Annotated in this window: 14 protein-coding genes and 2 pseudogenes; 12 read left to right on the top strand and 4 right to left on the bottom strand. The window is 68.8% G+C overall.

What is annotated here, in order from left to right; translation table 11 throughout:
- Nucleotides 1-259: 259 nt before the first annotated feature.
- Both KCH87_RS33365 and KCH87_RS33360 read right to left on the bottom strand, forming a co-directional pair.
- Complete coding sequence (locus KCH87_RS33365; RefSeq protein ID WP_210590912.1) at nt 260-622, bottom strand: DoxX family protein; 363 nt, start codon at nt 620-622, stop codon at nt 260-262.
- Nucleotides 623-791: 169 nt separating this feature from the next.
- Nucleotides 792-1,286 (bottom strand): cupin domain-containing protein, encoded by a 495-nt coding sequence (locus KCH87_RS33360; RefSeq protein WP_210590909.1) that lies wholly within the window; start codon nt 1,284-1,286, stop codon nt 792-794.
- A gap of 81 nt (nt 1,287-1,367) precedes the next feature.
- On the opposite strand from KCH87_RS33360, the gene KCH87_RS33355 reads away from it, so the two are divergent.
- Entirely contained in the window at nt 1,368-2,219 is an 852-nt protein-coding gene (locus KCH87_RS33355; protein ID WP_308298979.1) for a LysR substrate-binding domain-containing protein, read from the top strand.
- Between the two features lie 227 nt (nt 2,220-2,446).
- Entirely contained in the window at nt 2,447-3,727 is a 1,281-nt protein-coding gene (locus tag KCH87_RS33350) for an IS701 family transposase (RefSeq protein WP_210590906.1), read from the top strand.
- A gap of 70 nt (nt 3,728-3,797) precedes the next feature.
- Here KCH87_RS33350 and KCH87_RS33345 read toward each other — a convergent pair whose 3' ends face one another.
- The gene (locus KCH87_RS33345; protein WP_210590903.1) at nt 3,798-4,280 is read right to left on the bottom strand and encodes a hypothetical protein; all 483 of its coding nucleotides are present in this window, start codon (nt 4,278-4,280) and stop codon (nt 3,798-3,800) included.
- 347 nt (nt 4,281-4,627) lie between these two features.
- Nucleotides 4,628-5,968 carry a hypothetical protein gene (locus KCH87_RS33340; protein WP_210590900.1) on the bottom strand — a complete coding sequence of 447 codons (1,341 nt, stop codon included), beginning with the start codon at nt 5,966-5,968 and terminating at the stop codon, nt 4,628-4,630.
- A 938-nt stretch (nt 5,969-6,906) separates the two neighbouring features.
- Between KCH87_RS33340 and KCH87_RS33335 the strand changes: the two genes are divergently transcribed.
- The 10 genes and pseudogenes from KCH87_RS33335 to KCH87_RS33295 all read left to right on the top strand — a co-directional run bounded on the left by KCH87_RS33335 (nt 6,907) and on the right by KCH87_RS33295 (nt 18,731).
- Nucleotides 6,907-8,301 (top strand): 1-deoxy-D-xylulose-5-phosphate synthase N-terminal domain-containing protein, encoded by a 1,395-nt coding sequence (locus KCH87_RS33335; RefSeq protein ID WP_210590897.1) that lies wholly within the window; start codon nt 6,907-6,909, stop codon nt 8,299-8,301.
- Nucleotides 8,298-9,440, top strand: coding sequence for a flavodoxin-dependent (E)-4-hydroxy-3-methylbut-2-enyl-diphosphate synthase (ispG, locus tag KCH87_RS33330; RefSeq protein WP_210590894.1), 1,143 nt, complete (start codon nt 8,298-8,300; stop codon nt 9,438-9,440). Before KCH87_RS33335 ends, ispG begins: the two co-directional genes overlap by 4 nt.
- Nucleotides 9,437-10,501: a polyprenyl synthetase family protein gene (locus KCH87_RS33325; RefSeq protein ID WP_210590891.1), complete on the top strand. Its 1,065-nt coding sequence runs from the start codon at nt 9,437-9,439 to the stop codon at nt 10,499-10,501. The genes ispG and KCH87_RS33325 overlap by 4 nt, the downstream gene beginning before the upstream one ends.
- Nucleotides 10,498-11,456: pseudogene (locus KCH87_RS33320) on the top strand (4-hydroxy-3-methylbut-2-enyl diphosphate reductase). Before KCH87_RS33325 ends, KCH87_RS33320 begins: the two are co-directional and overlap by 4 nt.
- Before the next feature lie 571 nt (nt 11,457-12,027).
- Entirely contained in the window at nt 12,028-13,395 is a 1,368-nt protein-coding gene (locus KCH87_RS33315) for a prenyltransferase/squalene oxidase repeat-containing protein (RefSeq protein WP_210590889.1), read from the top strand.
- A 168-nt stretch (nt 13,396-13,563) separates the two neighbouring features.
- A complete protein-coding gene (locus tag KCH87_RS33310) occupies nt 13,564-13,842 on the top strand; it encodes a hypothetical protein (protein ID WP_210590888.1) in 279 nt (92 codons plus the stop codon).
- A gap of 8 nt (nt 13,843-13,850) precedes the next feature.
- Nucleotides 13,851-14,963: a hypothetical protein gene (locus tag KCH87_RS33305; RefSeq protein ID WP_210590885.1), complete on the top strand. Its 1,113-nt coding sequence runs from the start codon at nt 13,851-13,853 to the stop codon at nt 14,961-14,963.
- A gap of 380 nt (nt 14,964-15,343) precedes the next feature.
- Nucleotides 15,344-15,595 (top strand): annotated as a pseudogene (locus KCH87_RS50840) (hypothetical protein); the annotation flags it as partial.
- Between the two features lie 204 nt (nt 15,596-15,799).
- Complete coding sequence (locus KCH87_RS33300) at nt 15,800-17,200, top strand: NAD(P)/FAD-dependent oxidoreductase (RefSeq protein WP_247197186.1); 1,401 nt, start codon at nt 15,800-15,802, stop codon at nt 17,198-17,200.
- A gap of 565 nt (nt 17,201-17,765) precedes the next feature.
- Complete coding sequence (locus KCH87_RS33295; protein ID WP_210590878.1) at nt 17,766-18,731, top strand: terpene synthase family protein; 966 nt, start codon at nt 17,766-17,768, stop codon at nt 18,729-18,731.
- The last annotated feature ends 284 nt before the right edge of the window (nt 18,732-19,015 follow it).

The following is a 19,015-nucleotide window of genomic DNA, read 5'->3' as shown; positions in this document are numbered from 1 at the left end:
TGGCTGCGCACGTCTCAACGAATGTCGTTTGTCGATGAGTACGGATGTCAGTCGGGAGCCTGCGGGGCTCTGAATGTCGGCGAGTTTCGATGTCACTCAATGAGTGCCTCTGAATGGCTTTGTTCACGAGATGCGACAGCAGATGTACGACTCACCGGGCAGCACGTGGATGGCGGCGTGTTCGATGTTCATGAGAGGTGACAGCGGCCGTGGGTCGGCTGGCCCGCAGTCGCATCCACCGGTCGAGAGCTGTGCTCGGTCACAGCCAGGTGGTGGCCAGCCAGATAGTCACTGCCGCGGTGGCGGTGAGCCCGACGTTGAGCGTGATCCGGCGGTCTTCTCCGGTCAGGTGGACGGCGATCGCACCGGTCTGCAGGAGTACGAAGCCGATGGCCGCGGCCGGTGCCAGCGCGGGAGCGATGCCGGTCAGCGGCGGCAGGATCAGGCCGGTCGCGCCGAGTATTTCGACCGTCCCCAGCGCCCTGAGGGCGGGCAAGGGTACGCGGTCGACCCAGGCCATCATCGGTCGGAGTTGATCGCGGCTGCGGCTCACCTTCAGCGTGCCGGAGTAGAAGTAGAAGAGGGCGAGCAGTCCCGCGACGATCCAATAGGCGATGTTCATAGTTCCCGTTCATGGGCCACCGGTTCGCGGAGGCCCGTCGATTACGTCGATTGCCAGGGAGCCCTGGCAAGGCCCGGGCTGTCGCCCGAGGGACCCGGACACCGAAAGGCGGGAGGGCCACGGCACCGCCGGTCGAAAGGAGGGCGACCACCGTGCCGTCCCGTCGGCTTCAGGCGAGGTCGGTGGCGGGCTCGGTCGCGTAGCGGCTCATCGCGTCGATATTGGCCTGTGGCGTCAACGGCCGACCGCCGGCGAGCACCTCCTGGAGATCTCGGAAGTACTGCACGTACAAGTCGGGGGTGAATGTGCTGAGCATGACGGCGGGTTGGTCGGACAGGTTGGCGAAGGTGTGCGGGGTACCGGGCGGAACCATCACGAGCGTGCCCGTGGTGGCGTCGTAGTCCTTATCCCCGACGGTGAACCGCACCGTGCCGGAGAGGATGTAGAAGCCCTCGTCGTGTCGGCCGTGGCGGTGCTGCGGCGGTCCCTGGGTGTGCGGGGCGAGGACGGACTCGGCGATCGCGAGGCGGTGCCCGGTGTGGCTGCCGTCCTCCAGAACGCGCAGGTGCGTGGTGCCCAGAACGATCGTCTCGCCGCCGCCGGGACCCACCACCGATACGGCGGGGCTGGCCTGCGGCTCGCTGGTCCTTGCTTCTTCGGTCATGCTCACGAGTGCACCGCCGACACCCTGCCAGTGTCCAAAACCCATTCCGCAGCGCCGATACCTCGTGGGTATCGTTGCAGCGTGGAGCTACGGAACTTGCGCTACTTCGTGGCGGTCGCCGAGGAACACCACTTCGGCCGGGCCGCCACCCGACTGCACATGAGTCAGCCGCCGCTGAGCCGGGCGATCAAGCAGTTGGAGGCCGAAGTCGGGGCCCTGCTGTTCGCCCGCTCGTCCACCGGCGTCACTCTCACTCCGGTGGGCACAGTGCTGCTCGACGAGGCGCGGGCCCTACTCGACCATGCCGACCGCGTCCGTGTACGCGTGAGCGCGGCGGCCGGCGTCGCGACCATCACCGTCGGCATCCTGGGCGACGGCACCGACCCGGGAGTGTCAAGGCTGGCCGCCGCCTACCGCCGAAGCCACCCCGGCATCGACATCCGCATCCGCGACACCGATTTGACCGACCCAACGTGCGGGCTGCGCGCCGGACTGGTCGACGTGGCCTTGACTCGGGCGCCGTTCGACGAGACTGCCCTGACGGTGCGTGTGCTGCGGACCGATCCGGTCGGTGTGGTCCTGCGCGCCGACGATCCGCTGGCCCGCCGCGACCGGCTGCGGCTGGCCGAGCTGAGCGACCGCCGCTGGTTCCAGTTCCCACAGGGCACCGACCCCATCTGGCAGTCGTACTGGAACGCCGGCAGGCCGCGCGAGGGCCCAATGGTGCGCGCCGTCCAGGAATGCCTACAGGCCGTGCTGTGGAACGGCACGGTCGGCCTGGCCCCGCTCGGACACGACCTGCCCGCAGAGCTGACCGTGGTACCGCTGATCGACATGGTACCGAGCCGCGTGGTGGCAGCGTGGAACGAAGGTGACACCAACCCGTTGATCCGGTCCTTCATCAAGATCGCGACAGCCGCTTACCGCCACTGAGCACCGGCAACCGGTGCTGCCGCAGCTCGTGAACAATTCGAACGCTGCGGCCCTCTGGACTGCCTCCCGAAGTGGTGGACATCTGCTGCCCCTTCTCGCGTACAGAGCCACTCTGAACCTGGGCCGCGTGGTTTCGCCCTGAAATTCGACTGCGTAGTCAGGCTTGGACCTCTAGTAGGACTCCGTTATGTCTTCCTGTCGGTCCTGTTCAGGAGCATGTTGGGTGTGTGGACGCACATGAAGTGAACCGTGTCCGGGCGGTGTTGGCGTTGTTCGTCGCGGATGTGTTCGCCTCGGTGCCGCGGAAGGATCAGCGGGCCAAGGGCGACTGCTGTCTGCGGGGATTGATGCTGGATGGCCGCCGTAAGTCGATTCAGGCGATGGCGTCGCGGCTGCCGGACGGCAACGAGCAGAACCTGCAGCAGTTTGTGAACCAGTCCACCTGGGATCCGGTGCCGGTGCAGCGGCGGATCAACGAACGCCTGCTGACGCTGGTCAACCCGGCGGCCTGGGTGATCGACGATGTGTCGGTGCCCAAGGACGGTCAGATGTCTGTCGCCGTGGCTCCGCAATACTGCGGAGCCGTGGGCAAACGCGCCAACTGCCAGGTCGCCGTCAGTGTTCACGCGGCGAGTGACACCGCCTCCTGCCCGCTGCAATGGCGGCTGTTCCTGCCCGAGGAATGGGCCTCGGACAGCGACCGCCGGGCCAAGACCATCATCCCGCCCGAGGTCACGCATCGGGAGAAGTGGCGCCTGGCGCTGGACATGCTCGACACCCTCGCCGACTGGGGCATGACACCGCCGGCGGTGGTGGCCGATGCCGCTTACGGCACCAACGCACACCTGCGGGCCGCGCTCAACGACCGCCAACTCGCCTATGTGCTCGCCATCCGGGCCGATGTGACGGCTCACCCGTTCGGCGCGGAGCCTAAGGCCCCGGCCCGCAACGGGCCCATCGGCTGCTGGCCCCAGCCCCGCTACCGGCACCGGGCACCCTCAGTGGCGGCTCTTGCCGCAGGACTCGAGCCAGAGGCCTTCACCACCCTCACCTGGCGGCAAGGCTCGCGAGGAGAGTTACGTTCCCGCTTCGCCGCCGCACGTGTGCGTCCGGCAGGCAAAGCCGTCGAGCGCCCGATCAAGGCCGCAGCCTCGGCCGAACACGGCTGGTGGGACGGCGTCCTGCCCGACCGCTGGCTGCTGGTCGAATGGCCCGAAGACGCCGAGGCTCCCACCGACTACTGGCTGTCCAACCTGCCGGCCAGCACCCCGATCGCCGACCTGGTCCGGCTGGCGAAGGTCCGCTGGCGCATCGAGCACGACTACCGTGAACTCAAACACGGCCTGGGCCTGGACCACTTCGAAGGCCGTTCCTGGCCGGGCTGGCACCACCACATCACCCTCGTGACCGCCGCCCACGCCTTCCTCACCGAACAACGCCTGGCCCCAAAAGTCCCCGGGCCGGCCTCACCCTCTACCAAGTCCTCGACACCCTCCAGAACACCCTGAGGTACTGGACCGGCATCTGCACCACCTGCCAACAACCCCTGCCCAGCGGGACCGCAAGATCGAGACAGACCTAACGGAGCCCTACTAGAGACGTGTCGGTGAGGCAACGCCGAAGCTGTTCTTGATGTTCGTCTTCGTCCATGAACCGCTCGGCCAGTCCGTGCTTGGGGGATGGAGCCTCAAGGTTGCGGGTCACGTGTCGGGCGTTAGTCCACCGGATGAACCTGCCGATGCCGCGGCGACGCGTCGGCTTGACCGCCAGGAGCCAGAGTTCGAACTGCGCCTGGTCGAGGTCCGCGAGATCGATCGTGTTCCGGTCGAGCCAGTCCATGAGTTCAATGGCTGCGCGTATGTCTCTGCGACCGCCATCGGCGGTGCCCGCGGTGAATCGGTCGCGGGCGGCCCGCCGACGGGCATCACGAAGCACCGACCACTCCGCAAACGGCCGGACGAACCGGCGCTGGCTCGGGGAAGCCGCGTCGAGCGTCTCCTCGATCCACAGCTCAAGACGGGCCAGGCCCTCGTGGCGGGGAGGCAGGACCCTGGTGGCCACCAGTGTCTCGCGGACCGAGCGGGTGTGGGCGGTTTGCGGGACCTGGGGAACCTTGCGGAGATCAATGCCTCGGCCAGCGGCGCGAGCTGCAGCAAAACCTCTTCGCCATCACCACTGAGGTGATCACTGACCTGGTCGCGGACCACACATCGGGTGCAGCAGCCATCGGCGTAGATGTCGCCCGGGAAGCCACATCGCCGGCAGGAGAAGCTGATATCCGTGCCGGAGCAGGGTCCGCACGATTCCGTGCCGTCCCGCGGCCCGGTCGACCAGAACGCGGAGTTCCCCACAGCGACCGCATAGCGCTGCACGGGCCGGTGGGTGACAGCTCACAAGGCGACGCCTGCTCAGCGGGGTGCACTGGTCAGCTCTGTGATGCAGTCGAGAAGGTCGGCGACGCCGGCTCGGCGTTGGTGGGGCCGCAGGTGCTGGACTGCTGCGGTCAGACACTGGTCGGCGCGCACGGAACGAAGGGCGGGGTAGGCGTCGAGGAGGGCGTGCCAATGGGTGAGGGCGGGTTCGAGGTGGCCGAGGCGTAGGTGAGTTTCGGCCAGGCGGGCACGGGTGAGCGCGGCGGGCAGACGTTCGGTCGGGGTGCGCAGGCGCAGGGAAGTGGTCAGAGCGGTGAGGGCGCCGGTGCGGTCCTTGAGGGTGGCAAGGGCCTGAGCGCGTTGGTAGTGCAGGGCACCGGCCGGATAGCTGCTGAAAGGGCCCAGCTCGGCATCGGCCTCGATGTGGAGACGTTCCGCGCGGAGCAGGGCGGCCACAGCGGCGTGCCGGTTGTGGTGGGCGTTGAGGACGGCCAGGTGGATGTGGGTGTAGGCGCGGACGGCGGGCGGGGCGTGCCGGGCGTGCTGGTCGGCTTGTTCGGCGAGGTTCAGGACGGCGGGGGTGTGCTGGCCGAGGTCGTGGGCGTGGGTGGCCATGGTGCGCAGCGCGATGGCGAGGGTGGTGTGGTCGTCGGCGTCAGTGGCGAGGCGGGCGGCGATCTGGTGGTAGTGCTGGGCCAGGGCGTGGTGGCCGCTGTCGGCGCACATGGAGCCCAGCAGCAGGGCGAGCCGGGCGGTGGCGGCCAGCAGGCCGTGGTGCACCTGGGCGGGGGCCGGACGGTGCAGGAGGGGAGCAACCTCGTGGGCGAGGTAGGCGGCTAAGGCGGCGCGCATGCGCTGGCCGCCGTGCTGGTCGGCGGAGGTGGCGAACACCGAGGCCATGGCCCGCAGTTGATCCACGTCGCTCTGTGTGGCGCGACGGCCGGAGCGTTCCGGGCCCTCGGACATGGCCGGGTTCCGGGCCTGGGCGGGCACGGCGAGCGCGGTGGCGGTGAGGACGCCCGCGCCGAGCAGGGTGCGACGGTGCGGGTCGAGCTCGGCGTGGGTGAGGTGGATGAGTTTGCGCATGGGGTCGGCCTCCCAGGCGGGATCCACGAGTTGGGCCGGGGCTCGGGTGAGGCCAGCTTCGTGGGCCGTGATGCGCCTGTCCAGGCGGCGGGAGAGGCATTCCAGGATCAGAGCGGGCAGCGGGGGCCGGGGCTGGGAGCCCTCCAGCCAGCGCCGCACGGTGGTGAGATGGACGATCAACGTCAGGTCCTGCTCGGCAGCGACGCTCCGGAGTGCGGCGGCGAACTGGGCAGGTCCCCAGTCGGCCGCCTCCAGTAAGAGCGTGAGCCGGGTGTTGGGGGTGCGTGGCATGCCTGCCTCCAGGGCGGGCGAGTGCGTGGCGCTCTTGCCGGTGTCTGAAGACGGGGCGGGTCCTGCGGCCGTGCGCCATCGCAGCGGTCGCTGGTGTGACGATGCGTTTTGTGCATGTCCGGGGACGAGCCGCACTTCGTCTATATGCCGCAGGACTCGTCGGCCGAACCCGCGCATCGCACGATCACCGGTCTGTAAGTGGTGGGCGGCATCTGACGCCTGGATTTCGATCCGCCTCGGCCGAAGTGGCACCGATCACTTGTGTGTCGCTGTCCGCGGATGCGCGCTGGCCCGATACCGGGAGACGTACCCCGGCCGGGAGAGTGGGCGGTGTCGATCTCGGTGCCGCGGGCCGGCGGCTACCGAAAGCCCTCCCGGCGATGATGACTTCGGCAGTTAAGAAGGGATCTTGCACGGCGAGTTCCCTTTCCGCTCGCGCGCCGTTGTCCGTGGGATGTGTGCTGAGCGCGGTAGGGCAGTCAAGCAAAGCGTTCCGGGCGAGGTAAGCGTGTGCGGCGGGCATACGCGGGACGCCGGTTCCCACCCCTGCGTCCTGCGCACACCCCGTATGGAGCCGCGCACACGGGCCGGGGACCGACCCGTGCGGATGAGTCCGCAGGGTGCCGGTTGTGCCTGCTGCTGCGGCCCGGGTGACCGCGCCGGCCTCGCGATCACCCCACCGGCACCGGGAGCACCACGGCATGCGACTCGCCCGCCCGCGGTGCGGTTGCTGAGGCCCCGTATCCGCGTATCACAAATTCACTAGGTTGCGAGTTGTGCGACTCGGTCGCGGCTTCCTTCCATGGCCCAGCGAGGCGGGCGGTGCTGAACTGGCCTTCCGCTGCGGCATGTTGGCGTGACGCCGGCCCCACAGCGGTTTGTCTCGCCCTCCCCGTCCCGTACTGCTTACCGCTCGATCAGGCGGAAGGACCAGCCGAATGGGCCATCTGGCAGGCGACGTCTTCCTCAACATGGCGTGGGAGGCGCTGAACAACCTGGGCGCCGCTCAGGACCGGCCGGTGATCGTGGTGCTCAACGACAACGGCCGCTCCTACGAACCGACCACCGGGGCCATGGCAGTACACCTGCACACGCTCAAGTCCGGTAAGGACGCGGCTGCGTGCCGGAACCTGTTCACCGACCTCGGCTTCAGCTACTTCGGGCCCGTCGACGGGCACAGCACCGGGGCGGTCGAGGAAGTGCTGCGGCGGGCCCGAACCTTCAACCGACCGGTGCTGGTGCACGTGGTGACCGTCAAGGGCAAGGGGTACGCCCCGGCCGAGGAAGACGAGGCAGACTGCCTCCACGCCGTCGGCACCGTGGACCCGGCCACCGGACGCTCCTGCGGCGACGGCCTGCCGTCCTGGACCGCGGTGTTCGGCCGGGCCCTTTGCGAGCTCACCGCCGAGCGGCCCGACCTGGTGGCGATCACGGCGGCCATGCTGCGGCCCACCGGCCTGCATCCCATGCAGCAACGTTTCCCCGAGCGGGTCTTCGACGTGGGCATCGCCGAGCAGCACGCGGTCACCTCGGCGGCAGGTCTGGCGATGGGGGGCCTGCATCCGGTGGTCGCGGTCTACGCGACGTTCCTGAACCGGGCCTTCGACCAGGTGCTGATGGACGTCGGCCTGCACCGGCTGCCGGTCACCTTCGTCCTGGACCGGGCCGGCATCACCGGCCCGGACGGGCCCTCCCACCACGGCATGTGGGATCTGTCGCTGCTCGCCATGGTGCCGGGCATGCGGGTGGCCGCCCCGCGGGATGCCGCACGGGTTCAGGAGCTGCTGGGTGAGGCCGTCGCCCACGACCAGGGGCCCACCACGCTACGGATCCCGAAGGCCATGGCATCGCGGGACATCGCGGCGCTGGCGAGGATGGACGGGATCGACATCCTGCACCGCAGCCCGCACCGCCCCCTGGAGGTACCGCTCGTCGGGGTCGGCCCGCTGGCCGGGGCGGCCCTCGACGCCGCGGCCTTGCTGGAAGAGCAGGGCATCGGGACCACGGTCGCCGATCCACGGTGGGTACTGCCGGTCAACCCCGCACTGGCCGCGTTGGCGGCCCGTCACCGGCTGGCGGTCAGTATCGAGGACGGCGTGGTCACCGGCGGGATCGGCTGGGCCCTGGCCCAGGCATGCCAGGCCCACGCGGTCAGCACACCGGTGGTACCGCTGGGACTGCCCCGCTCGTTCGTCCCCCACGGCCCGCGCACCGGCCTGCTGGCCCGGGCCGGACTCGACGCCGCCGGTGTTGCCCGTGCCGTCCACGACGCCCTTGGCTTACGGCCGTCGGTCGCCGGCGCGTCCTTCGCCGCCCGGGAGGCGTTGCGGTGAGCGCCATCAACCTCGGACTGCCCGCTGTTGCCGTCCCGCGGGTTCCGGTGCGCCGCAGGGCCACCCGTCAGTTGCGGGTCGGGGATGTGCCGGTGGGTGGCGGCGCGCCGGTGAGCGTGCAGACCATGACCACCACCAACACCGCCGACGTGGATGCCACGCTGCGGCAGATCGCCGAGGTCACCGCCGCCGGCTGCGACATCATCCGTATCGCCGTCCCCTCCCAGGACGACGCCGGCGCCCTGCCCGCCATCACCGCCAAGTCACCGATCCCGGTCATCGCCGACATCCACTTCCAGCCCCGCTACGTCTTCGCCGCCCTCGACGCCGGCCGCGCGGGCGTGCGCGTCAATCCCGGCAACATCAAGAAGTTCGACGACAAGGTCGGCGAGATCGCCAAGGCTGCTCGTGCCGCCGGGGTGCCGATCCGCATCGGCGTCAACGCCGGATCCCTCGACCCCCGCCTGCTGGCCAAGTACGGATCCGCGACACCCGAGGCGCTCGTCGAATCCGCGCTGTGGGAGGCATCCCTCTTCGAGGAACACGGCTTCACCGATCTGAAGATCGCCGTCAAGCACCACGACCCACGAACGATGATCGCCGCGAACCGGCTGCTCGCCGACGCCTGCGACTACCCGCTGCACCTCGGCGTCACCGAGGCCGGCACCGCCATGCAGGGCGCGATCAAGTCCGCGGCCGCTTTCGCGATCCTCCTCGCCGAGGGCATCGGCGACACCATCCGGGTCTCGATCTCCGACCATCCCGTGCAGCAGGTCAAGGCCGGCAACCACATCCTGGCCTCCCTCGGGCTGCGTCCGCGCAAGCTGGAGATCGTCTCCTGCCCCGGCTGCGGCCGCCTCCAAGTAGACATCCACCGCCTCGCCAGCCAGGTCGAAGCGGCCTTCGACGGCTTCCCCCACCCCCTGCGCATCGCTGTCATGGGCTGCGTCGTCAACGGCCCCGGCGAATCCCGCGAAGCCGACCTCGGCGTCTCCTGCGGCAACGGCAAGGGCCAGATATTCGTCCGCGGCCAGGTCGTACGCACCGTCCCCGAGTCCCGCGTGGTCGAGGCCCTCCTCGACGAAGCCCTGCTCCTGACCGACGAAGCACCCACCGAGCCGGCAGGTGATACCCCATGACCGCCCCGTCCCTGAACACCGAACCCATCAACCTCGCGCACGTGCAGAGCCGGATCGACCAGGCGCTGCACAGCTTCCTCGACGCCAAGACACGCACGGCCGAGGACCGGTCCCTGCCCCTGGTGGTGCCCACGGCACTGCGGGACTTCCTTGACGCGGGCGGTAAGCGGCTGCGCCCCCTGCTCTGCGTACTGGGCTGGTATGCCGCCAGCGGCCACGGCGACGAGGAGGCCGTGATCCAGACGGCGGCGGCCCTGGAGATGTTCCACGCCTTCGCTCTGATCCACGACGACATCATGGACAACAGCGCCACCCGCCGCGGCCAGCCCACCGTGCACCGTGTGCTCGCGAATCGCCTCGGCCACGACCAACTCGGCACCAGCGCCGCCATCTTGATCGGCGACATGGCTCTGGCCTGGTCGGACGAGCTGCTGCACAGCTCAGGCCACCCGGCCCACCGCCTCGCCGGGCTGCGCCGGGTCATCGATGTCATGCGCCAAGAGGTCATCTACGGCCAGTACCTGGACCTCATGACGCCGCTCGGGCCGATCACCGACCATGAAGCGGCCCTGCAGGTGATCCGGTTCAAGACCGCCAAGTACACCGTGGATCGCCCCCTGCACTGCGGAGCGACCCTCGCCGACGCCGAGGTGGGCCTGCACGCCGCGCTGTCGCGCTACGCCCTTCCACTCGGGGAAGCCTTCCAGCTCCGTGACGACATCCTCGGCGTCTACGGCCGCCCCGACGACACCGGCAAGCCCGTCCTGGACGACCTGCGCGAGGGCAAGCACACAGTCCTTCTCGCCCTGGCCGCCCAGCGCGCCGACACCGCCCAGCGCAAGCTTCTCGACTCCCTGGTCGGCACCGAGGACCTGGATCACAACGGCGCCGCCCGCATCCGCACCGTCCTGGACGCCACCGGCGCCCGCGCCACGGTCGAAGACATGATCGCCACCCGGTACGCCCGCGCCCTCGCCGCCCTCGACGCCGTCCCGTACCCGCCACCGGCCGCCGCCGCACTGCGGCACATCGCCGCCCGAGCCGTGGAGCGCACCTCATGAACCGTCGCGTGCTGCTCGCCGCTCCCCGCGGATGCTGCGCCGGGGTCGACCGCGCCATCGCCACCGTCGAGAAGGCCCTGGAACTGTACGGGCCCCCGGTCTACGTACGCCACGAAATCGTCCACAACACCCACATCATCAACACCCTCAAAGACAAAGGCGCCATCTTCGTCGAGGAGACGCACGAAGTACCCGAGGGCAGCATCGTCATCTTCTCCGCCCACGGCGTCGCCCCCACCGTCCGCGAACAGGCGGCCGCACGCGGCCTGAGGGCCATCGACGCGACCTGCCCGCTCGTCACCAAGGTCCACAAGGAAGCCGCCCGCTTTGCCGAGCAGGACTACGACATCCTCCTCATCGGCCACGAAGGACACGAGGAAGTCATCGGCACCAGCGGCGAAGCACCTGACCACATCCAGCTCGTCGACGGCCCCCACGACGTGGCAAGCGTCCAGGTCCGCGCCCCGGACAAGGTGGTATGGCTCTCCCAGACCACCCTCTCCGTCGACGAAACCATGCGGACGGTCACGGCCCTCAAGGACCGCTACCCCAACCTGCAGTCCCCGCCCAGCGACGACATCTGCTACGCCACCCAGAACCGTCAGATGGCCGTGAAATGATCGGCGCCGAGTCCGACCTGGTCATCGTGGTCGGCTCACAGAACTCCTCCAACTCCAAACGGCTGGTCGAGGTGGCACTCGCCGCCGGCGCCCAAACAGCCCACCTGGTCGACCACGCCGACCAGATCAACCAGACGTGGCTTGAGGGCGTGAGCACCGTGGGCGTCACCTCGGGCGCCTCCGTCCCGGAAATCCTGGTCGACGGCGTCCTCCAGCGGCTGGCCGCCCACGGCTACGACGACGTGAAGACCGTCAGCGCCGCCACCGAACACCAGCACTTCGCCCTGCCACGAGAGCTGACGAATGCAGGGGATGCCCATGCCTCACAAGATTGACCTTCCCGTCCCGTGCCCCATCCGGATCAACACCAATGTCCTGTATGCGGCCGAACACGACTTCGACCGGCCCTACACCTTCGGTCGCATGGGTGGTGGCCATTGCGGTGGCGATGGGCGGGCCGGCCGGCCTGACTGCGATGTCCACCACGCCCGCTACACAGGCTTCGCCAAGACCCACCCTGCAACACGTAGTCACTGCGATGCCCGCCCTCAACCTCGTCTGCATCGATGCCTGGCTCACCGGAACCCCACTGGGAGGCAGTTGGACCTCCCGCCTCGACACCCTCCGCCTCTCTCACTTGCGACACGTGAACAGACCAGCAGAGTCACTCCGGGGGCACTTCAGCGGTCCCTATTATCCCAAATGAGGGAGAACCTGATGACCACGACCGTCAGTTGGCCCAACGCTCGCATCCTGTCCGCCCGCCAGCGCCTGTATAACCACCTGGTCCGCCGCGTGGAACCGGACGGTGCGATCCGGGACCGATGCGCCAGCCGGATCCTGGAATCAGCCCTTTTACTCAGGCTGCTGCGCAAAGAAGGGACAGACCCCGACACGCAAGAAGCCTTGACCGGCTTCCTGGGCCGGGCGCGCCCGGCAGGCGTCCTGGACGCCGCCGCAGCAGCAGCCGTCACGGGCCGGCCGGTAGCGAGCGCGGAGGTACGGGCCCATCTGGACGGCTTCCGGCACTTCACCGGCGCTCGGAAACAGCTCCTTCTCGAAACGCTCCTTGCAGTGCTGGGTGCCCTGCCCTTCGACGGCCGCACGGATCCCGGGTCCATCCCGGACGAGGAACAGGCGGTCTGGACCGACGTGACCCTCCGCGCGGTCCGGATCCTCCACGCCGCACACCGCAACGAGGAATCCCCAGCCCTGGACGCCGACCGGGTCCGGATGGCCACGTCCCTGGGCTCCTTTGACGCGGGAAAGGTATGGCAGGGGAACACGCTGGCACACCTGATCGCTCTGCACGCCCTGCACACATATCAGCCCGGCGGCGCGCTGCTGCGCGAGGGCCTGCACGCACTTATCCGGGTCCAGAACGCCGACCGCGGGATCCCGTTCATCGCCGGACAGGAGGTGTGGGTGACCGCACTGGCCGGGACCGTTCTCGCGGGCGCCGGAGACCGGCGAGGCGTGGTCCCACTGATGGCCGCCTACGTCGCGGGCCAGCAGCTCGCGGACGGTGGCTGGGGCTACGACGAGACCACCACCCAAAGCGACGTCGACGACACCAGTCGGTGCGCCGAGCTGCTCCGCCTGGCCGGCCCGAACACCTACGGGGATCGGCTCGGCCGGGCCGACAACTACCTGCGCCGCATGGCCGACAAGGCCGGCGGATGGCCTACCTATGTCCGCGGACATGCCCCCGAGCCCGACCTGACCGCCGGGGCTGTCATCGCACTGGCCCCCGACTGGCGACGCCACTCCGGCATCCTCGACCAGGCCGTCGGCTTCCTCCTCAATGCCCAGGACGACGACGGAACATGGCAGCGAAGCTGGACACTCAGCGAGTCCAGCGTCATCGCCCACGTGGTGGAGGCCCTCGGCCGCACCACGGCCCACGTCTCCCCGACGGCCCGCACCCGCATCGCCGCGGCCACCGCCAAGGCGGTGCGGCGCCTGGAACAGACCCAAAACCCCGACGGCGGCTGGGGCCAGCGCAACAGCACCACGAGCGACGCACTGTCCACCGCGCACGCCGTACCCATCATCGTCCGGCACGGGGCCGCAACCACAGCCGGCCGCGCTCTTGCCCACTTCCTCGACCGGCAGGAACCCGAGGGCGGCTTCACGGCCCCGCCCGACCAGGTGGGACCACGGCCTCTCCCCTACAACTTCCCGGTCCTGGCCAACGTCCACGCCCTGACAGCGCTCAACACGGCCGTCGAGGCGCACCCGGCCAACGGACGACCCCAGTCGGCGGCGGTATGACGCGCACGGCAAGGCCGCTCACCGAAACCGGGGCCACCCCCGCCAGGCCGCAAGGGAGCAGACCGGTCCTTCCACTACACGGCCTACGTCTTCGACTTTGACGGCACGCTGATGGACTCCGAGAGCCTCCGCGCACAAGCGCAGCAGGCCGCCCTAACGGAGTGCGGGATGGCCATCCAGAAACACATCGCAGCCGCCACCTCGCGGTCGATAGCGCATCTGGAGGAGCCCCAGAACTCCGACGGCGGCTGGGGTCATGACGGCAACAGCGCCAGCGACGCGCTGTCCACCGCTCAGGCCATCCCCGCGATCACCAGATATGGCGCCGCCTCACGCGTGATCACCCCCACGGTCAGCTATCTCCTTGCCCAACCGCACCCCGACGGCGACTTCACCGCCCCGCCCGACCAAGTCCCGGACGCGACCGCCCGCACTTGCCCCGTATAGGAGAGCCGATGACCCTGCCGAAGACCTCCGTGCCAGACATCCACAAGATCGATGTGCCACCCGTGTACTGCCCGATCCCGTTCCAACTGCACCCGGCCTCCCACACCGTCGATCTCGGCGCGAACGAGTTCATGCGACGCCATGGTCTCTACCCGCCGCAGGAGCAGGAGCGCATCTCAGGCCACCTGGCCGGGGCCCTGGTCGGCTATATCGTTCCGGCCGGTCCGGCGGAGTTGTTGCAGGTGGCCGCGAACATGTCCATGTGGTTTTTCGCGGTGGACGACTTCCTCGACGAAGGGCCGGTCCGCCTGGACACGGCCGGTGCGGCGGCGTTCTTGGCCCGCACGGTCCGCACGGCGGCCGCCCCGGAGCCGGTAAGCGAAAGGGACGGACCCTATGCCCACGCGCTGGCGGAGATCCTGCGTGACTTCCGCGCCTCCTGCCCGGCCTATCTGTGCGAGCGGCTCGAAGCGACCCTCCACGCCCAGACGGTACGCGAACTCTGGCGGATCGCCGCCAACGTGCGCGGGATCCCGCCTACCCTGAGCGACACGCTGCACTCACGCCTCTACATCGGCGGCGGCCCGGCATGCGTTCTCTTCCCGGCCCTGATGGGCATCCACGGGATGGGGCCGGAGCATTTCGCGGACCCAAGGCTGCGGGCCCTCACCGAGATGGCCGTCATGGCCGCGGCCGTCGGCCATGAGGTCTTCTCCCACGGCAAGGAAGCCGCCCGCTCCAGTGACCTGCACAACCTGATCGACGTACTGCGCCACGAACACCGCGCCACGATCGCCGAAGCGGTCGCCGAAGCGGTCGTCATCTACGAACGCATCGTGAACCGGTTCCTGGACCTACGCGAACAGGTCCTGCACGACGACCATCCCCCGACCGTCGACACGTACCTGAACGCGCTCGCCGCGTACATCAGTGGCTGCATGCACTTCTTCCAGGAGAGCCACCGCTACCGCTACCAGGACGGAAGCCCCGACAGCGCCGAGATGTTCACCCCGCCCGGGTTCACCGACCAGTGCGGTGCAACCTCCCATCAACCGCTCGACATCGACTCGATCAGCTGGTGGTGGCGCGTACAACGCCCCGTCTGCTGGAAGCCGGCTTGAAACATCGGCCAGTTGAACGGGCCAAGCCAGCCGGCCCAACCGCCCACGATGCTGCCGCTCCAGGGGCTGCGGCCCGAATGCACCCCGAGCCTCGCTGCCCACCAGGAGCCACAGCAGCTGCTCCGGCCGCAGGCGGTGGCGCCCGTGGTCGCCACGGCCGGCGCCGGCAGGGACCTCTTCACCCCTTTCTGCCTGGGAGAATCCATGCCCACTCAGCCGTCTCTTGCCCTCCCGCCGATCCAGGTGATCGACAAGCAGCGCCACGCTTCTAGCCGTCGAGCCAGTCGCCTTGATCGCCGCCCGATACGGACAGGCCGTGGCCGCCCGGGAGACCCCCCTCACGCCCGCCGCCACCGTCACCCTGCGCCGCATCGCGGCCCTTGCAGTGGAGCGCACCTCATGACCGGCCGCAAGCGGGTCCAGCTCGCCGCCCGCGCGGGGGCTACGCCGGAGTGGAATGGGCGATCGCCACCGTGGAGAAAGCGCTGGAGGTGTACGAGGCACCAGTAGGTGCGCGCCACGAGATCGTCCACAACACCTACGTCGTCAGCACCCTTCAGGCCAAGGACGCGATCTTCGTCGCGGAGACCGATGAGGTGCCCGAGCACAGAGATCGAGGGCGTGTTGCGGTGGCAGCGGCCGGGCCGTGTCCCACGCGCCCTTGGTGGACGGTGTTCTGGCCCGTGGCAGGCGGTTCCCGCAGACGGACCCATAGAGCAAGGAGCTCCGCAAAGTTGCTCGGTTGCTGGCCAGCATACGCACAGAACCCGGTGTCGGATCACAGAGCCGCTGCAGTCATCCGACCAGTGACGGGTCAGGTAAAGGCGAGGAGGGGGATGCAGGTGAGCACGAGAGATCGGGCGCTGGTGATCGGAAGTGGGATCGCGGGCTTGGCAGTGGCCCGCGTTCTGGCCGATCACTTCCGGGAGGTGGTCATCCTTGAACGCGAGTGGCTACCCGGCGACGGTGTGGGTCGGACAGGGGTTCCACAGGCGAGGCATGTGCACGGACTCCTAGCTGCCGGGGCGGCCAGATTCGAGGAACTCTTTCCCGGCCTGGGCACCGAACTGGCCGAAGCGGGAGCGCTCGTGTTCGACTTCGGAGACGAGAGCGTGATGTTGCTCCCGCCGGGACGGGTGCCTGCCAGCACAGCGGGCCTGCTCTTTCGTAGTTCTAGCCGTGACCTGCTGGAGGCTCAAATCCGCCGACGGGTCAAGACGATCGGGCACGTGCGCGTCGAAACCGGGGTGTCGGCCACGGCCCTGCTCACTGGCCCGTCGCCAGGATCCGTTGCCGGCGTCGCCGCCTGCGTACACCGCCCGGGGGTGGCCCGGCAGTTCGTGGAGTACCAGGCAGACCTAACCGTGGACTGTTCCGGCCGGTTCTCGCAATGTCCGCGATGGCTGGACGAGTTGGGCTATCCGCCGCTGACCGAGACTGTCGTCGACTCCGGGCTGGCCTACGCATCGCGCATGTACAAGGGTCCCGCATTGGAGTGGAAGGCCCTCTACCAGCCGCTGGCCGCCTGCGGCCAGCCCCGCGGTGTCTACATCACGCGGATCGAAGACGGCCAGTGGCTGGTCACGTTGCTCGGCGTCACGGGACATCACCCCCCAACGGACGAAGACGGATTCCTGTCCTTCGCAGCCTCGTTGGACAATCCAGAACTGGCCCATGTCCTGGCCAGCAGCCATCCCATCTCGGCCATACACCGGTTTGCCCGCACCGAAAACCGCCGTCGTGAGCTAAGACGCGGAGCGGCCTGGCCCGACGGCTTCGTCGAAGTCGGCGACGCCGTGTGCGCGTTCAACCCAGTCTATGGCCAGGGAATGACGGTCGCGTGCCACAGCGCCCTGACATTGCATCGGAGCCTACTCCGGCACGATGCCGACCTGACCGGATTCTCACGATCCTTCCAACGGAGCCTGCGAGGAGTCCACTTCTGGCCCTGGCTCATGTCCACGAGCGAGGACCGGATCTGGGCAGCAGCGCGGGAGCAGCGCACCGACCGCCTTTCTCACGCGGTGCAGTGGTACAAGAACCGGCTGTTCACCCGCATCATCCACGATCCCGTGACCCGCCAGGCGTTCCTTCTGGTCTTCCACAGTCTTAGGCGGCCCACGGCGCTGGCCCGACCGCAGATCCTCGCACGCGTCCTACTCGCCAGAAACCCGCGCCGCAGCCTGGCTCACGACCCAGGACACCGCACACACCCTCGACGCCGCCTCCGGCGCTGAACATGTTCGGCAACGATGACCGTCCCGCAACAGACGGGGCCGCCGCTTACATGGCCCGCGAACCTAAGTACCGACCGTACGTCTCGGTCCGCGTGCCACACCAGGAAGAGGGCTACCGGGCGGTGGAACATGCCATGCGGATGGCCCGTTGGCCAGAGTTTCTGGCCAGCCTGCTCGGCGCCGCCGTGCAGCCGTCCACCCTGCCCTGTCCGGGTTCCGTCCTCGACAACGTGCTTGCTGCACCGCCTGCGGCGGTTGGCCGCCTGACCCGCCAGCTCGGGTTCGCCCCCCGTCTGCTCCGGTTGTCCGGCATCGGCGCCGCCGACCACCTGCGCAAGATAGGCACAATCACGTCGAGGGGATCGGCATGCCCTGCCGGGACAATCGTCCGCCCGGCTTCAGCCATGCCGCCGGCCCTCAGAGGCAGCGAGGAGTCGACATGCCCGTAGAGAACACAGTAGTTGACGGGACCCCCGAGCAGATCGAAAGTCCCCGCCTGTACTGCCCTCTTCCGTCTCTTTCGAACCCTTCGGCAGCGGCTCTCGAACGGGGCTCGATCGCTTGGATGGACACCGCGGCGTTCGGCGCGAGCAGTGCGACGCAAGAGAAACTGCGCGCCTTCGCCCCGGCCTACTTCGCGGCACGGCTTCTCCCGCTAGCACCCGCTGGCCCGGCACTCCAGATTGCCTCGGACTGGAACTACTGGGCGTTACGGTTCGACGACGAGTACTGCGACGCGGAAATACAGCCGGGCGACCTGATCCCGGTCCTGGGAAAGCTGGTGCGGGTAGTCGAGGTACCCGGCTTGACCGTGTTCGACGCCAACCCGCACATCCGCGCTCTTCGGGACCTGGCCCAGCGCGCTGAGCGCCACCTGTCGCCAGTGCTGATGCGCCGCTGGTCGGAGGCGCTCCGCCGTTGGGCCCAGGCCACGCAGTGGCAGGTGGCCAACCGCGCTGCGGGCAGGCAGCCGAGCCTCGGGGAGTTCTGCCTGTTTCGCGGTGAGGCATCGTACGCGCCGCAACTGACCGTGTTGATCGAGATCGCCAATGGGATCGAGCTGACCGAGGCGGAGATCCTGCACCCGGCTGTGCGGGCCCTGACCGAACTCACCTGGCTCTACGTAGGGTGGAGCAACGACCTCATGTCCTCCTACAAGGAGGCCCTGCAGCATGAGGACGACCAGAGCGTCCTCTCTGTCGTGGCGGGTGAGCTGCCGGGGACCCCGGTTCAGCAGGGCATGGCACTGTGCGACCGCCTGATGTGCCTGTACCTCGCCCTTCGCGAAGACATCCGTCCCGCAGCCGGTGAGGCGCTGTGCCGCTACGTCGACGACCTCGGGAACTTCATGCGGGCCCAGCTCGAATGGGGGGCCTCCCAGCAGCGCTACACGCTGTCGGCCGACGCGAGCGAGGCGACCGTCGTCCTCACCCCTCACCGGACAGAACACGCCGACCTGGCTCCGCTGCCGATCCCCGAGATCTCGTGGTGGTGGGACCAGCTTCCCCCCGGTGCCGGTGGCGCCCGCTGAGCCTCCGCCGGCCGCGTGATCCCACGAGCACGCCGCAGTCGTCACCTTTCCCGCAGAGAGAGGGAACCCATGAACCAGTCCGATCCACCGGGCAGGTCAGCCGCGTACGAATCACGCATCCGGACAGCCAGGCCGGCGCGCGCTTGGAAGGCGCTCAAAGGGCGGTTTGAGAGGTTTTGGTGGGAGATCGGACACGAACTACGACCAGTGCCACGCTGTCCACCGGCAACGAGTCCGCTTGCCTCGGCGGAAGGCTGGCTGCCGGCGGCCGTTATGCGCGGCCG

The organism is Streptomyces sp. GESEQ-35, from assembly GCF_017948485.1.
Taxonomy (GTDB): Bacteria; Actinomycetota; Actinomycetes; order Streptomycetales; family Streptomycetaceae; genus Streptomyces.
This window is presented reverse-complemented; position numbering and strand designations above follow the sequence as displayed.